Annotated in this window: 12 protein-coding genes; 7 read left to right on the top strand and 5 right to left on the bottom strand. The window is 60.6% G+C overall.

Annotated elements, in window-relative coordinates:
* Window positions 1-101: 101 nt before the first annotated feature.
* Window positions 102-878: an EAL domain-containing protein gene (locus tag J3361_RS04175; protein ID WP_207962711.1), complete on the bottom strand. Its 777-nt coding sequence runs from the start codon at window positions 876-878 to the stop codon at window positions 102-104.
* Window positions 879-1,371: 493 nt separating this feature from the next.
* On the opposite strand from J3361_RS04175, the gene J3361_RS04170 reads away from it, so the two are divergent.
* From J3361_RS04170 to fnr, 5 genes are all read left to right on the top strand, one after another.
* A complete protein-coding gene (locus J3361_RS04170) occupies window positions 1,372-2,445 on the top strand; it encodes an HlyD family efflux transporter periplasmic adaptor subunit (protein ID WP_207962709.1) in 1,074 nt (357 codons plus the stop codon).
* Window positions 2,442-5,186, top strand: a complete 2,745-nt coding sequence (rbbA, locus tag J3361_RS04165) for a ribosome-associated ATPase/putative transporter RbbA (protein ID WP_207962707.1) — start codon at window positions 2,442-2,444, stop codon at window positions 5,184-5,186. The genes J3361_RS04170 and rbbA overlap by 4 nt, the downstream gene beginning before the upstream one ends.
* Window positions 5,187-5,188: 2 nt before the next feature.
* Complete coding sequence (locus J3361_RS04160; RefSeq protein WP_207962706.1) at window positions 5,189-6,313, top strand: ABC transporter permease; 1,125 nt, start codon at window positions 5,189-5,191, stop codon at window positions 6,311-6,313.
* 380 nt (window positions 6,314-6,693) lie between these two features.
* Window positions 6,694-8,853, top strand: a complete 2,160-nt coding sequence (locus J3361_RS04155) for a methyl-accepting chemotaxis protein (RefSeq protein WP_207962705.1) — start codon at window positions 6,694-6,696, stop codon at window positions 8,851-8,853.
* A 153-nt stretch (window positions 8,854-9,006) separates the two neighbouring features.
* On the top strand, window positions 9,007-9,759 hold the full coding sequence (fnr, locus tag J3361_RS04150) for a fumarate/nitrate reduction transcriptional regulator Fnr (protein WP_207962704.1): 753 nt from the start codon (window positions 9,007-9,009) through the stop codon (window positions 9,757-9,759).
* 107 nt (window positions 9,760-9,866) lie between these two features.
* Here the strand turns inward: fnr and J3361_RS04145 are convergent, their stop codons facing one another.
* Both J3361_RS04145 and J3361_RS04140 read right to left on the bottom strand, forming a co-directional pair.
* Window positions 9,867-10,757 carry a universal stress protein gene (locus J3361_RS04145; RefSeq protein ID WP_207962699.1) on the bottom strand — a complete coding sequence of 297 codons (891 nt, stop codon included), beginning with the start codon at window positions 10,755-10,757 and terminating at the stop codon, window positions 9,867-9,869.
* Between the two features lie 160 nt (window positions 10,758-10,917).
* Window positions 10,918-11,811 (bottom strand): universal stress protein, encoded by an 894-nt coding sequence (locus J3361_RS04140; RefSeq protein ID WP_207962696.1) that lies wholly within the window; start codon window positions 11,809-11,811, stop codon window positions 10,918-10,920.
* 247 nt (window positions 11,812-12,058) lie between these two features.
* Here J3361_RS04140 and J3361_RS04135 point away from each other — a divergent pair, with 247 nt between their 5' ends.
* Window positions 12,059-12,622, top strand: a complete 564-nt coding sequence (locus tag J3361_RS04135; RefSeq protein WP_207962694.1) for a GNAT family N-acetyltransferase — start codon at window positions 12,059-12,061, stop codon at window positions 12,620-12,622.
* Window positions 12,623-12,742: 120 nt separating this feature from the next.
* On the opposite strand, the gene J3361_RS04130 is transcribed toward J3361_RS04135, so the two are convergent.
* The gene (locus J3361_RS04130; protein ID WP_207962792.1) at window positions 12,743-13,987 is read right to left on the bottom strand and encodes a DUF4010 domain-containing protein; all 1,245 of its coding nucleotides are present in this window, start codon (window positions 13,985-13,987) and stop codon (window positions 12,743-12,745) included.
* A 9-nt stretch (window positions 13,988-13,996) separates the two neighbouring features.
* Window positions 13,997-14,221, bottom strand: a complete 225-nt coding sequence (locus J3361_RS04125) for a hypothetical protein (protein ID WP_207962686.1) — start codon at window positions 14,219-14,221, stop codon at window positions 13,997-13,999.
* A gap of 244 nt (window positions 14,222-14,465) precedes the next feature.
* On the opposite strand from J3361_RS04125, the gene J3361_RS04120 reads away from it, so the two are divergent.
* The gene (locus J3361_RS04120; RefSeq protein WP_207962684.1) at window positions 14,466-15,389 is read left to right on the top strand and encodes a universal stress protein; all 924 of its coding nucleotides are present in this window, start codon (window positions 14,466-14,468) and stop codon (window positions 15,387-15,389) included.
* The last annotated feature ends 38 nt before the right edge of the window (window positions 15,390-15,427 follow it).

The following is a 15,427-nucleotide window of genomic DNA, read 5'->3' as shown; positions in this document are numbered from 1 at the left end:
CGGTCGCCGTTCAACCCGATGCAACTCCGCATTGCCTGGCACTTTCGTTTCAACTGCAACGAGCAACTCCAGAGTGCTGGCCGCTGGAGGGCTTGGACACATCAATCCAAGTCAAAACATCCCGTCGGAAGATGACCGACCTCGGGCCTTGCATACAAATATCCCTGCATCAGCTCGATCCCCATGCCTAGAAGCGTCGCGCTTTCTTCACGGGTCTCGACACCTTCGGCAATGACAAGAATACCCAAGCGCCTGGCGACCAGGATGATGCCTTCGACGATCGCTTGCTTGGCCAAGTCTCGATCAATGCCTCGGGTCAGTGCCATGTCAATCTTCAGCACCTGCGGCTGGAACATCGCCAGCAGGTTAAGGCCCGAATACCCCGCGCCAAAATCGTCGATGGCGGTAGTGAAACCCTGGCGCTCGTACTCCACGAAAATCGCTTTGAGGTGCTCAGGATCGACCACCTTCTCGCCTTCGGTCACTTCGAACATGAGCCTTTCTGGCGGGAAACGGGCCAGGCGCGCCGCTTCCAGGGTAGCCCGGATGCACGTCTCCGGCCGGTATACGGCGTTCGGGAGGAAGTTAATGCTCAGCAAGCAATCGGGAATGTCCAGCAGGCCCAGCCTTGCAGCTTCCTCGATGGCTTTCACCCGGCAAGCCTGGTCGAATCGGTAGCGGTTGCTGTCGTTCACGAGCCCCAGGATGTCGCCAGCCGATTCGCCATTGATGCCTCTGACCAACGCCTCGTAAGCAAACGCAGCATGTGTCCGGACATTGAAAATAGGCTGGAAGGCCATGGTGAAATCGAACCCCAGCGCCTCATGATTGCGGCATTCGGCGCAGCCGAGCGATTGGAATGGAGGGCTTTTCGTCATGAGCAATATTCCGTGGTGGTCATGATGCATTCCTGCGGTTACAAGAAACTGTAGCCGACACCACCTGAGTCGGCCCGGGCCGAAGTTTCTGAAGCGGGGCGAGCGCTACCGCGCCGACGGGTAGAGCACGGTGATTGGGAGCCGGTCCGCTGCGACGAAGTCTTCAAGCACTGGCCGGAGCGGCGTAAGCGTGAAGCTGGACCGCGCCTTGCTCGCAGCCGCCACGAACGCCTCGACATTGTTGACTTCCAAGGCCCGGAGACACGGTCGTATGATCCTCCGACCGTGTCTGCGGCAAACCGCCAGGGTGCGGTTCGTGCACCGGCGGAAGCAGTCAGCAGTCCACCTCTCTGCGTCAAGCGTTGTCACCGCCCCCCCCGCTACCGAATTTTTCCTTTTAAAGGCAGATCTTTAACGCAGATCAACAAAGGGCTTCCTACTTCAGCCCTATCATCTCCCAGCGCAAACCTTCGCTGAGACTTGAGAGGCAGGGATGAACGACGTAACCGGGAAGTGGCTTAAGCGAGGGGCGCTGGGGAGCTTGATTGTCCTGGGCATTTTGGGTGCCTGGTACGTGTTCAAACCCGCCCCTGCAAATCCCGATTTCGCCAGCGGTAACGGGCGGATCGAAGCCACCGAAGTGGATGTAGCGAGCAAGCTGGCCGGACGCATCGATACCCTTCTGGTCGCTGAAGGCGAACAGGTCCGCGCAGGGCAAGTGCTGGCGCGCATGGATACCCAGGCGTTGCGGGCCGAAATTCTCCAGGCCCAGGCCCAGTTGCAGCGGGCCCGTACGGCGAAATTAACGGCGACAGCGCTCGTGGCTCAACGGGAAAGCGAAAAGATCACCGCACGGGCAGTGGTTGCCCAGCGCCAGGCCGAACTGATTGCCACGCAGAAACGCTTTGCCCGTACCGAGATTCTGGTGGGGCGCAACGCCCTGGCCAGGCAACAACTGGACGATGATCGCGCGCTGCTGGACAGCGGCCAAGCGGCGCTGGCGGCTGCCAACTCACAGGTTTTGACGGCCCAGGCGGGTATTGAAGCCGCCAAGTCGCAAGTGGAGGAAGCCCAGGCCAGCATCGAGGCGGCAGCGGCGACCGAGCAACGCTTGCAGGCCGACTTGGCCGACACCGATCTCAAGGCGCCTCGGGATGGACGCGTGCAGTACCGCATCGCCGAAGAAGGTGAGGTGATCCCGGCCGGGGGCAAAGTCCTGAACCTGGTGGACCTGAGCGATGTGTACCTGACGTTCTTCCTGCCCACCGACCAGGCCGGTCGCGTGGCCATTGGCAGCGAGGTGCGGGTGATCATCGATGCCGCCCCGCAATACGTGATTCCCGCCAAAGCCAGCTACGTGGCCAGCGTCGCGCAGTTCACGCCCAAAACGGTTGAAACGGCCAACGAACGGGAAAAGCTGATGTTCCGGATCAAGGCGCGGATAGACCCTGAGCTGCTGCGCAAGCACCTCAGCCAGGTGAAAACCGGCGTGCCGGGCGTAGCCCATGTTCGGCTCAATCCTCAAGCCCAATGGCCAGCCGAACTCGAAATCAAGGTGCCCCAATGACGGGCGCACGCACTTGGGTCGCACGCCTGCAGAACGTGGGGCTGCGGTACGGCAAGACCCTAGCCTTGGATAGCATCACCCTGGACATTCCTGCCACCGGCATCGTCGGGTTGATCGGCCCGGATGGCGTCGGCAAGTCCAGCCTGTTGGCGTTGATCGCAGGCGCCCGGGTGGTGCAGCAAGGGCATCTGACCGTGTTGGACGGCGATATAACCGACACCCGCCATCGTCAAGCGCTGTGTCCGCGCATCGCCTACATGCCCCAAGGCCTGGGCAAGAACCTTTACCCGACACTGTCGGTATTCGAGAACCTGGATTTTTTTGCTCGCCTGTTCGGGCAAGGCCGACAAGAACGCCGACAACGCATCGATGCCTTGTTGGCCAGCACTGGGCTGACGCCCTTTGCCGGACGCCCCGCCGGTAAGCTGTCAGGCGGAATGAAGCAGAAACTGGGATTGTGCTGTGCGCTGATCCACGATCCCGACCTGCTGATCCTTGACGAGCCCACCACTGGCGTCGACCCCCTGGCCCGGAACCAGTTCTGGGCGTTGATCGCCGAGTTGCGGGCACGACGACCTCATATGAGTGTCTTGGTGGCCACGGCCTATATGGAAGAGGCTGAACGCTTCGACCATTTGTTGATGATGGATGCGGGCAAGGTCCTGGCCAGTGGTTCACCTGCACAGATCCGCCAGCGAACCGAATGTCAAAACCTGGAAGCGGCCTTTATCGCCCTGTTGCCGCAAAGCCGCCGGCGTGGCCACGAACCGCTGGTGATCACACCTCGTGTCCCATCCTCAGCCGAGGCGGTGATTGCCATCGAGGCCAAGGACCTGACGTGCCGCTTCGGTGCGTTCACCGCCGTGGACAGTGCCAGTTTCCGCATCGAACGCGGGGAGATCTTTGGTTTCCTTGGCTCCAATGGCTGCGGCAAATCCACCACCATGAAAATGCTGACCGGTTTGCTTGCCGCCACTTCGGGGCAGGCCTGGCTGTTTGGCAAGCCGATCGACCCGAAGGACCTGAAGACTCGGCAGCGTGTCGGGTACATGTCCCAAGGCTTTTCCCTCTACACCGAGTTGACGGTCCGGCAGAACCTGGTGCTGCATGCCCAGCTATTTCATGTGCCTGCGAATGAAGTTGACAGCCGCGTCGCCGAGGCCGTCGAGCGTTTTGGTCTCAAGCAAGACCTTGACGCCCTGCCCGATCGTCTGCCGCTGGGTATCCGTCAGCGCCTGTCGCTCGCCGTCGCGCTGATCCATAAACCCGATGTGCTGATTCTCGACGAACCAACCTCTGGCGTAGACCCCATTGCCCGGGACGCTTTCTGGCAACACTTGCTCGACCTGTCGCGCAATGACGGCGTGACCATCTTCATTTCCACGCATTTCATGAACGAAGCGCAGCGCTGCGACCGGATCTCCTTCATGCATGCCGGGCGGGTACTGGTCAGCGGCGCGCCCGGGCAATTGGTCATCGATCGCGGGTTGAACAGCTTGGAGCAAACCTTTGTTTCCTACCTCGAACAAGCCGCCAGCGACGAACCGGCAGCAATACAGCGCGAGGAGCCGAGCACGCAACCGCTGCCCCTCGAAGCTCCCCACGTTGCGTTCTCAAAGACTCGTCGCAATGGGTTCAGTAGCCTGCGAATGTTCAGCTACGCCCGGCGCGAGGCCATGGAGATTCGCCGTGACCCGATCCGCCTGACGCTTGCGGCCCTGGGCACGGTATTGCTGATGTTCATCATGGGCTACGGCATCAGCCTGGACGTTGAAGACCTGTCATTCGCGGTGCTGGACCGCGACCAGACCACCACCAGCCAAGCCTATGTGCGCAGCTTTTCCGGTTCGCGCTATTTTATCGAGCAGCCTGAGCTGCAGGGTTACACCGACCTGGAGACTCGCCTGCAAAGCGGGGCGATCACCCTGGCGCTGGAAATCCCGCCAGGCTTCGGGCGCGACCTCAAACGGGGTGCCCAGCCAACCGTGGCCGCGTGGGTGGACGGTGCAATGCCCATGCGAGCACGCACGATAGAGGGCTACGTGAACGGCCTGCACAACGGCTACCTGGCAGAACTTGGGTACAGCGGGACGACCCTTGCCAACGTAGAAGTGCGTTACCGCTACAACCCGGATGTGGAAAGCTTGCAGGCCATGGTTCCGGCGATCATTCCGCTGCTGCTGATGATGATCCCGGCGATGCTCACCGCATTGGGTGTCGTACGGGAAAAAGAGATGGGCTCGATCATCAATCTCTATGTCACGCCGGTGACACGCCTGGAATTCCTGCTGGGAAAACAGCTGCCCTACGTGGCCATGGGCATGTTCAACTTTTTGTTGATGTGTGCCTTGGCCGTCTGGGTGTTCGCCGTGCCACTCAAAGGTAGCCTTTGGGTGCTGAGCCTGGGCGCGTTGCTGTACATCGGCACTTCCACGGGGTTGGGCTTGTGGATGTCGACGTTCATGAACAGCCAGATTGCGGCCGTGTTCGGCACCGCCATTGCGACCCTGTTGCCGGCCATTCAATTTTCCGGATTGATCAACCCGGTGTCCTCGCTGGAGGGCTTCGGCGCGATGGTCGGCAAGGTCTACCCGACCGCGCAATTTCTCACCATCAGCCGAGGGATCTTCTCCAAGGCCTTGGATTTGCAGGCGCTGGCACCCTATTTCTTGCAACTGCTGGTGACGGTACCGATCCTGATTGGCCTGAGCGTGCTTTGCCTGCGCAAACAGGAGCGTTAGCCATGCACAGCCTGATGAACATCCTGCGCCTGGGCATCAAGGAATTTCGCAGCCTGTACCACGACCGAGCGATGCTGATCCTGATCGTCTGGGCGTTTTCGTTTGGCATCTACAGCGCAGCCTCGGGCATTCCCGAGGCGCTGCACCATGCCCCCCTGGCCATCGTCGACGAGGACCACTCGCAGCTGTCCGAACGATTGAACGCAGCGTTTCAACCGCCCTACTTCCTGCCTGCCGCGGACATCACCGGTCAACAAGTCGATGCGGGTATGGACAGCGGTCGCTACACCTTCGCCCTCAACATTGCCCCGGACTTTCAGCGCGATGTGCTCGCTGGAAAACGCCCCAGCCTGCAGCTCAACGTCGACGCCACCCAGATTGGCCAGGCTTTTTCCGGCGCAGGTTATATCCAGACCATCGTTGCCACTGAAGTGGCCAACTTTGTCCGTGGCGTGCGCGCCACACCGCGCCCCCCGGTGGCCTTGGCCATGCGCATGCAGTTCAATCCGAACCTGACCCAGGCCTGGTTCACCTCCGTGATGCAGCTGATCGATTACGTCACCATGGTGTCGATCATCCTCACGGGTGCCGCACTGATTCGAGAACGCGAGCACGGCACCCTTGAACACCTGCTGGTGATGCCGCTGCGCGCGTTTGAAATCATGACCGCCAAGGTCTGGTCCATGGGTCTGGTGGTGCTGGTGGCCACCGCCTTCGCCGTGTGGGTGGTCGTTCGAGGCTGGCTGGCGGTACCCATCAACGGCTCGATCGGGTTGTTCCTGTTGGGAACCGCGTTGCATCTGTTCGCGACCACCTCCATCGGCATCTACTTGGGCACGGTGGCGCGCTCCATGCCGCAACTCGGACTGCTGAGCATCCTGATCCTGATTCCACTGCAGTTGCTTTCCGGAGGGGCGACCCCTCGTGAAAGCATGCCGGAGCTGGTGCAAAACCTGATGCTGGCCGCTCCTACGACGCACTTTGTCAGCTTCGCCCAGGGCATTCTGTATCGCGGCGCGGGCTTGGCAATTGTCTGGCCGCAATTCTTGGCGATCGCGTCTATCGGTGCACTGTTTTTCGTCGCTGCGCTCCTTCGGTTTCGCCGAGCGATAACGCAAATGGGCTGAGTTCGGGCAGAACCCTTCTTCCTGCCTCGGCCTACAGCGGCAGCGGCCAACGCCGCTAGAACCTGTACAAAAAAGATACCAAAGTACAATTTATTGATGCCTTTGTGCCATCAATAATCCCGCCCAACGTGCCTGATCCACCTGTTCATGAGAGGCCCCGACATTCACCGGGTCGCTCCTGCACGCTCGAATCAACATCAAAAGACTGTGGAAAGGACCTCCCGCCAGAGCCAAGAAGTAACGTCGCTACATGCGCCAGCTGAGCCATCTACCTGGACATGTCGGGTGCGAACCAACCCAACGTTATTGGCCGGACCGTGCAAAAGATAAGGGTCGTTGCCGTGATCTCGGCACGCCCAACGATTGGGCTGGGAGGCTTTATGAAACTTAAATCGCTGCAAATCAGAATCTGCATGACGGCGGGCATCTGCCTGTTTGTTTCATCACTGAGCCTGGTGCTCTACGGGCTATTCTCCGCCAGGTCCAACGAGCAATACGTCGCGGCCGAGGTCTCGGCCTTGGTCGAGCGCTCGACCATTCGGGAGATCCAGAACCTGGCTGAATCCCGCGCCAACGCCATCCAGGCCAAATTGCAGAATGCCCTGGATGCGGCGCGCACCATGGCCAACGCGTTTGCCGCGAGCAAAGCCTCGCAAAGCCCTCTGGTGATGGGCCGAGAGCAGATCAATACCGTACTGCTCGGGGTCCTCAAGGATAACCCTGACTTCAACGGTACCTATTCCTGCTGGGAACCGAATGCACTGGATGGGCAGGACCTGGCGTTTCGCGCGGCCCAGGATGGGAGCAATCCGTCCACCGGCCGGTTTACACCTTATTGGACGCGCAGCGCAGGCGGGCACATCGCGGTACAGCCGCTGGTGGAATATGACTCGCCGGACCGCCATCCCAACGGCGTGCCTAAAGGGGGTTGGTACAGCGGTCCCCGCGACACTTTGAAAGAAAGCGTACTGGACCCCATTCCCTACGTGGTCCAGGGAAAAAATGTCTGGCTGACCACCCTGTCGGTGCCGATCATGTCAAACGGCAAATTCTACGGCGTGGTCGGGGCCGACTTCGACATCGCCTTTATCCAGAAACTCAGCGAGCAAATGTCCGCTGAGCTTTATGGCGGCAAAGGTTCGGTATCGATCCTCAGTAACCAGGGTCTGGTGGTGGCAGACAGTCAGCGCACCGACTTGATTGGCCAACCCATCAAGGCGTTGTTGCCTGAGTCTTGGGAAACAGTATTGAGCGCCATCCAGAGCGGCCGCGGGAATGGCCTGCTGAACGCGCAAACCCAACAGATCGAAGTGTTGATGCCCATTGAACTGGGCCGCACCGGGAAACCGTGGGCGGTACTGATCCGCCTGCCCAAGGCGGTGGTCATGAGTCAGGCCATTGCCTTGGAGCAAGAGCTGCAGGCGCGCAGTATCAACAACAGCATCTGGCAGGTCTCTGTCGGCTTGGGGATCTCACTGCTGGCCTTGGTCGCCTTGTGGTTTGCCGCTGCGAAAATCGTCGGCCCCATCCGCGAAGCCGCTGCCTTGGCGGCCAACATCAGCCTCGGGGACTTCTCGCGACGCCTGGTGCAGAAAACCGAAGATGAGGTCGGGCAGTTGTCCGCAGCGTTGAACGACATGTCCGAAAGCCTGCAAAGACAAGTGCGGGTCGCCGAGCGCATATCCGAAGGCGACCTGGACCTGGAGGTTCGTTTGTCCTCGCCTCACGATACCCTGGGAAAATCGCTGGAGAAGATGGTCAGCAACCTCAATCAATTGATCTCACAGGTTCAGTCCAGCGCGACCCAGATCACCGGCAGTTCAGGACAGGTCACCGATCTGAGCCAGTCGTTGTCCGAGGGCGCGGCGAACTCCGCATCGTCCATCACCGAAATCAGCGCAGTCATGACCCAGATGGCCGCTCAAACCCGGGACAACGCCGCCAATGCCAAGAAAGCGGATGAGCAATCCCAGGCATCACGGGCCGACGCCGGAGAAAGCGATCAATTGATGGGGGAATTGATCGCCGCCATGGCCGAGATTGACGACTCGGGCAAAGACATCACGGCGATCATCACGACCATCGACAACATCGCCGCGCAAACCAACTTGCTGGCCTTGAACGCCGCCATCGAGGCTGCCCGGGCCGGTGAACTGGGACGGGGTTTTGCCGTCGTGGCCGACGAAGTCCGCAGCCTGGCAGCGCGCAGCGCCGAGGCCGCCCAGCAAACGGCCGCGCTGATTGCCGATTCTTCAAGCAAGACGCAACGCGGCATGGTCATCGCTAGCCGTACTGCCGAATCGTTGAAGAATATCGTCAATGGAACCGGCGCGGTTTCCAGCCTGGTGTCGCTGATTTACCAGGCCTCCAGCGAACAGGCCTCCGGATTGCAGCAAGCAAGCATTGGGCTTGAGCAAATTGATGAAGTGACACAGAAGAACCAGTCCAACTCGATGGAGTGTGCGGTGGCGGCCAAGGATCTCTCGGAACGGGCCGCGCTCATGCAGCGGGAGCTGGGCAGGTTCAAGGTCAAACGGTAACAGGCAGCGAAACGCCGCGTGCCAGATAAAGCCGGATAGGAGCGGTTTGCGAGCCATCTCCCCCTATCGACAACCGGTATTGCTTTAGGCAACAAAGAAACAGGCATGGCGGAATTGTTCTTCTATGCTTGCTTCAACTGAAGGAATATCTCCATGGCCGAGTCTGAACCACGCGTTCTGCAGGTACATGCCCTCAAGACCGCTTGCTCGAACTGCAGCGTGCTTGAGCTGTGCCTGCCCATCGGCCTGACGGGCGGTGAAGTCGAACGCCTCGACACCCTCATCGCCCAGCGGGTGAAGGTCAAGAAAGGAGCGGCCCTGTATCGCACCGGAGAACCACTTCGCTCGTTGTATGCCGTGAGATTGGGTTTCTTCAAGACCAGTGTTCTTTCTATAGACGGCCGCGAACAAGTCACCGGTTTCCAGATGCAAGGTGAAATGCTCGGCCTCGACGCTATCAGCACCGATCACTATGCCTGTAACGCCATCGCGCTCGAGGACAGCGAAGTCTGCCCGCTGCATTTCAACCTCCTGGAAAAACTCGCCCACGACTTACCGTCGTTGCAACACAACCTGAACAAGCTCCTGAGCCAGGAAATCGTGCGCGACCACGGCATGCTGTTGATGCTTGGCAACATGAACGCCGACGAGCGCCTGGCGGCATTCCTGTTGAACCTGTCGCAACGGCTCAACATGCGCGGCTATTCCTCCCGGGAATTTGTCCTGCGCATGAGCCGCGAAGCCATCGGCTCCTACCTGGGCCTGCGCCTGGAAACCATCTGTCGGTGCATCGCCCACCTGCGCCAGGAGGAACTGGTGGATCTGCATGGACGCAACGTCACGATCCTGGATTTGCCCGGCCTCAAGCAGAAAGTCGCCGGTTGCCATCGTCATGCCGAGCTGTAGTGCCTGCGCTGCATGACCTCTGATCACCTTCAATCCCCCCAAGCCACTTCGTTTGCCCGGGTGGACTGTAATGCCCGTCACTCGCATCGCCGCCAGGCCCCATTGCTTCAGACCGCCAGGATGCTGCACTGCACCTGATACAGAAGGTGCTCTGTCGTGCTGCCCAACAGCCCAAACGGATCACTGTGTTGGGAACGGCCCATGACGACCACATCCACGTCCTGCTCGAGGGCAAACTCACTGAGCGCCGAGACGGGATGTCCCAGTAGAAATTGCCTGCGCTCGGCCGGCACGCCGAACAGGTTCGCCAATTGCACGAAGGATTGTTCCTGAGCCCTGCGCAGTTCCCTGCTGAGCTGCGACAGCGAAAAGCCGCCGCCTCCCGCATCGCCCAGGTAAAGCGACGGCACTTCAAAGGCGTGAACCAGGTGCAACTCCGCGTCGCACTGCAGCGCCAGTCCAAGCGCCTGGCTGATAATCCGGTCGTTGAGCCCGCTGTTCTGTGCAAACGCGCTCGAAGGGTCCACAGCCGCGACCACTTTGCGCGGCAAGGCGTGGCCAGTAGCCCCCACCATGTACAACGGAACGGGGCACTTGCGCAGCAGCTGCCAATCCAGCGGCGTGAAAAATGCGCGTTTGAGCAGTGACTCGTGCTGGACCTGCTTGATCAGCAAGTCGGGTTGGATCTGAGCGACGTGCTGCAGGATCTGCTCACGCATGCTGTCCACCCATGCCACTTCGGTGGTGACTCGCAGGCCCCGGCGACGCATCTTGTCGGCCTCCTCCTCCAGCCAATCGCGCTGGTCCTGGAAATAGTTCTGCCGCGCTTCTTCACGCGGCTCTTCCTCAAGCAGCGACAGAATGTCCAGCGAGGGGATCAATGCCGTGACATGCAGATGCGCCTCGCTGGCAGCCGCCAGGGCGGCGGCATGATGCAGAGCGGGCGAATGACGTTGTGCCGGGTTGAGGATCAATAACAGGCGTTGGTACTGGCTCATGATGTTCTCCAGGGGCCGGCTCGGCCGCCGCGGTGCAGCGCTGAAGCCGTGATAAGTAGTGGCTGCCATCGGCCATGCTTGATTCTGGAACACCGCAACCCGTACGACTTGATTTACATCAGAACCCGCAACACTGCGATGGTCAACGGCGCCACAGTGCTCATCCCCTGACCGCCAACAGGCTGCCCGGTACCGAATACAAGGCCCGCTCCGTCGTACTCCCGATCAACCGCTCCAGACCGACACGATGGGCGGTACCCATCACCACCGCATCAACCTCGAACTCATCGATGAATTCATGGATCACCGGGACCGGCAGGCCAATGACGAAATGCCTGCGTTCGGCCGGCACATCGCAACGCTCGGCCAGGTTGATGAATGCCATGTGCAATGATTCACGCAGGGCATCGGCAAAGTCGTCGTCCCAAGCCCCCGCCAATAGCGATGCCTCGCCGTTGAAAGCCGCCGAGAGGTCGCAGGCATAGAGCAGATGCAAAGCGGCACCGCACTGTCGGGCCAACGTGGCGGCGGTTTGGACAATGCACTCATTCAAGGCATTGGCCTGGGGATCGGAAGGGTCCACTGCGGCCACCACCCGACGCGGCAGGCCGTGCACCGCCTGGTTGACCAAGTGCACCGGCACCGGACATTCCCGTAGCAGATGACAATCGAGCGGCGTTGCAAACACGCGCTTGAGCAGGGGTTCGAGCGTGACGTCCTTGATCAGCAGGTCGGGTTGGAACTGTTCGACGTAACGAAGGATGTCGAGCAGCGGATGAGTGGTCCAGACGACATGCGTTTCTACATTCAACCCCTCCTCCTTGAGCAGCGCCGCCTCCTCCGCCATCCACCGACGATAGCGATGCAAATGCCGCTGCACGTCCGTTTCGTCTGTTTTCTCACCCCACAGGTGGGTGCGTGCCGGTGGCTGGACGAATACGCATAGATGCAGCGCGGCACCGCTCACCCGGGCCAGGGCGCAGGCCCTGCGCATCGCTGCGGAGGGGTGCAAGTCGGGTTCGACGATCAATAGCAAACGTTGGTACTGCCCCATCGCACACCTCCATCGAGTGGTTCTTTTCACGGTCGGTGCCAGGCAACGGCCCCGCTTCGGTACTGTTTGCAGCGTGCGCCCATCCACTGCCCATCCGGTTTGATCTGAATCAATGCAACGCATTTGATGATTGGGTGCGCCAGGGCTGATCCAGATCAGAATCGATGGCCACCACGGGCGTAGAACAACCTGGAACGCGAAGCTTTTTAGCGCACCGCATGCCTATACCCGAATGGAGGATCGACCCATGATCACAGTCAAAGACCACAACGAACGCGCCGCCGCGTTGTATGCCAGCATCAGCGGCAAGCACTGGATCCAGGCGCTGAAAGACGGCCGGCATGTACTGATCCGACCGCTGCGGGAGGAGGATCGCCAGCGCGAATATGACTTCATCAAGCGCCTGTCTCCCGAGTCGCGGCACATGCGCTTTCTGTCGCAAATCAATGAACCCGGAGCGGTCATGCTCGATCAGTTGATGGATGTCGACTGCAAGACGCGCCTGGCCTATATCGCCCTGGTCCACGACAATGGTCAGTTGATCGAGATCGGTATCAGTCGCTACTGCGCCACGTCCGAACACGAATGCGAGTGCGCAGTGACCGTCGCCGATCAGTGGCAGCACCTGGGCCTGGGGACGTTGTTGATGGAACATCTGATCGATGCGGCACGTAAAAACGGCTACCGGCAGATGTACTCCGTCGATGCCGCCAGCAACGCCGCCATGCGGGATCTGGCCCACAGCCTGGGGTTTGAGACCCGTACCGACCCCGACGACACTCGGCAGGTCATCCACCGTCTTTATCTCTAGCCAGGACATTGCGCGGATGCCACAGTCCATGGCCCCCGCGCAGGTGGTTACCGGAGGATCGCAAAATGAATCCATGGGCAAGCGCAGGACTTGATCTCCATCAAACTACCTCATCCAGTCTCACAGACTCGGGAGCATCAGCCCGCCCCACATCGCCAGCGTCATCAGTACCTGGCCGGGAATGACGAGGCCGGCGAACCGGCGTCCGCCGCTGACCCAGGCCACCACGCATTTGCTCAGGGAGTTGCTGGTGAAGGCCATCAGGACGGGCACGGCGATGCCATCGAAGGGCAATAACCCGCCCTTCGCCAGGGAGGCGATGGACGCGGTCGAGGCGTGGGCGTCAACCAAGCCGCTGAAAATCGCCGTGACCGTCACCCCAGCCTGCCCGAACTCGGCGAGCATCGCCGATGACACAACCGTGATCACGGTCATTGCCACGACGACCATCAACGCCAGTTTCAAGCTGAAGGCCCCACCGTGCGCGATCCCCTCCTCGGCGCGCGCCCGGGGTCGGGGATACATCAACACGCCCGCATAGGCCAAGACCGTCAGCAATCCGCACAGCAATGCCGCCCACATCCAACGCAATAGCGCCGGCTCGACGGCCGCGAGGATCAGTGCCATTTGCGCCACCGTCGCCAGATTGGATAACACCGCGGCGGCGCTTAGCAGCTTGAGATTGAGCGGATCCTTCTTTGCAACGCTGCCCATGGCAGCAACCGTCGCCGTGGCGGAGGCGAATCCCGAGGCGATCGCGCTGACGGCATAGCCATAGCGGGTACCCAGGGTACGCACTGCGACACGCCCCAGCGCGCCCACCCCCATCAGCATGACGGTCAGAATGCACAGGTTGCGCGGGTTGATTGCATCATAGGGCCCAAGGAATCGATCCGGTGCAAGCGGCAGCACCACCAAGGCTGCGATCAATAACACCAAGCCATCGCGCATCTCCCCAGCCGTCAACTGGTTGCGAGCGAAGTGATGCAAGGCCTGGCGGCTGGCCAACAGCCCCGCGACCACCACACCTATCGCGATTGCCAGGGCCGGCGCCCTGACGCACAGCGCGCCTAGCGCCAAGACCGTAAATAACGCCACCTCGCTGGTAATGCCCGGATCGTTGTCGAGGTTGCGCCAGTAGGCCGCAGTCACTAACGCGCCCAACGCCAATGCCACGAACCCCAGAAAGAGTGCGCCGCCCACCTGGAATGCCAGATACCCGAGCAATGATGTGATCGCGAAGGTACGCAGGCCGGCGAAGTCACGTCTATTGCCCTCGCCTTTGCGCCGCTCTCGCTCGAGTCCCACCAGCAGGCCGATTCCCAGCGCCGCGCCGGCGTTGGCAAAACCCAGGGTTTCGACCATGGCCATGGACTATGACATTTGAGCGGACATGCGTGGCGATGTCGCTGGCACATCCCGCCCAATGCCCGGTCGAAAAAACGCACCCTGCGGCCAGACATGAGGGGCGTCGATGCGCGCCTGCAGCGTTCTGGTGAACGCCTGCGCTTGCTCAAGGCTTTTGAAACCCACACACAACGCGTCCAAACGCACCATCCAAGATGCCCCTGGCTGCCGCTCTTCAATTCGAATAATCATGACCAACCTCCCATGACGGGTGGGCCTGAATTCCAGGATCAAGCCCTAGCCTGCGCGCCCGTCGCGCTGGAGAGGTTGATCGGGATCAAACATTGCGCTGGGGCACCATCATCGTTCGCGCAGCGCTTTGAAGTGTGTTTGATGCAAATCAAGTCACCAAGCCTGACCGCGCTCATGATCGATACCAACACAGCCCGCGCGAAACTCGCCCGGCGCCAACGGGTTCTGGCCCAGGAGGTTTGTCATGTCTACGCAATCACGCTTGATGCTGGTCGCTTCGCCACTGATGGAACACAGCCCGGCGTTCGATCGAGCCGCCGCACTCGCCAAGGCCGAAGGCGCCGCACTGCACATCGTCGCCTTTGATTACCTCGAAGGCCTGGCCACGGCCGGGATGGTCAACGAGCAGGCGTTGGAACAGATGCGCCAGGGCTACATCGAACGTCATCGGAATTGGCTGGAAGAACAAGCCAGGCCCTTGCGCAAGCTCGGCATCGAAGTCACCACCGAAGTGACCTGGGTCGAGCGCCCCTTGCAGGAAATCCTGATTCACCTCAGGGAAACGCCGATGGCCGCGCTGATCAAGACAGTGGATCCTGAATCCTGGATCTCGCGCCTGATGTTCACGCCGCTGGACGTGCACCTGCTGCGCGAATGCGAGGTACCGTTGCACTTCGTCAACAAAGTGGCCCATGCGCGCCCGCGCAAAATCCTGGCCGCTATAGACCCCTTCCACCGCGACGGGCGCTACAAAGGGCTCAACGACCGGATCCTGACCGAAGCCAACAAGCTGGCGACCCGTTGCGATGCGGAGCTGGAAGTCATCTACGCCTACGACCTGTCCTCCATCACCGCGGCCGAATACGGCTTTGGCAACGGCTCGACATTCTTCTCTTCGACCCTGGCTCGGCAGCTCTATGAGTCCCAGGGTGCAGCATTCGACGCCCTGGCCGAACGCAACGGCATCGCCCCGGAACAACGACGCATGATCATGGGCGACCCTGCCAAGGTACTCGCCAGCTACGCCGGGGCCCATGACATCGATGTCATCGTCATGGGCCGCGTGCACTACGGCGGTCTGGACAAGCTGATCGGCAGCACCGTGGAAAGCCTGCTGTACAAGATGCCGTGCAGCTTGTGGGTGATTGCACCGCAGCAGTTTGACTGAGGCCTAAAGGCCATCGCCGATGGCCTTTAGAACCGCTC

Origin of the sequence: Pseudomonas sp. OA65, from assembly GCF_017498305.1 — a bacterium.
GTDB lineage: Bacteria > Pseudomonadota > Gammaproteobacteria > Pseudomonadales > Pseudomonadaceae > Aquipseudomonas > Aquipseudomonas zanjanensis.
Note: the sequence above shows the minus strand (reverse complement) of the source record. Positions and strands in the feature narration are given on the sequence as shown.

Excerpts from the sequence above, each read along its gene's own strand:
- J3361_RS04145 (WP_207962699.1), bottom strand. The coding sequence starts at position 10,757 with ATGAGCCAGTACCAACGCCTGTTATTGATCCTCAACCCGGCACAACGT.
- J3361_RS04125 (WP_207962686.1), bottom strand. The coding sequence starts at position 14,221 with ATGATTATTCGAATTGAAGAGCGGCAGCCAGGGGCATCTTGGATGGTG.
- J3361_RS04140 (WP_207962696.1), bottom strand. The coding sequence starts at position 11,811 with ATGGGGCAGTACCAACGTTTGCTATTGATCGTCGAACCCGACTTGCAC.
- J3361_RS04135 (WP_207962694.1), top strand. The coding sequence starts at position 12,059 with ATGATCACAGTCAAAGACCACAACGAACGCGCCGCCGCGTTGTATGCC.
- J3361_RS04170 (WP_207962709.1), top strand. The coding sequence starts at position 1,372 with ATGAACGACGTAACCGGGAAGTGGCTTAAGCGAGGGGCGCTGGGGAGC.
- J3361_RS04160 (WP_207962706.1), top strand. The coding sequence starts at position 5,189 with ATGCACAGCCTGATGAACATCCTGCGCCTGGGCATCAAGGAATTTCGC.
- J3361_RS04175 (WP_207962711.1), bottom strand. The coding sequence starts at position 878 with ATGACGAAAAGCCCTCCATTCCAATCGCTCGGCTGCGCCGAATGCCGC.
- J3361_RS04120 (WP_207962684.1), top strand. The coding sequence starts at position 14,466 with ATGTCTACGCAATCACGCTTGATGCTGGTCGCTTCGCCACTGATGGAA.
- J3361_RS04130 (WP_207962792.1), bottom strand. The coding sequence starts at position 13,987 with ATGGTCGAAACCCTGGGTTTTGCCAACGCCGGCGCGGCGCTGGGAATC.
- fnr (WP_207962704.1), top strand. The coding sequence starts at position 9,007 with ATGGCCGAGTCTGAACCACGCGTTCTGCAGGTACATGCCCTCAAGACC.
- J3361_RS04155 (WP_207962705.1), top strand. The coding sequence starts at position 6,694 with ATGAAACTTAAATCGCTGCAAATCAGAATCTGCATGACGGCGGGCATC.
- rbbA (WP_207962707.1), top strand. The coding sequence starts at position 2,442 with ATGACGGGCGCACGCACTTGGGTCGCACGCCTGCAGAACGTGGGGCTG.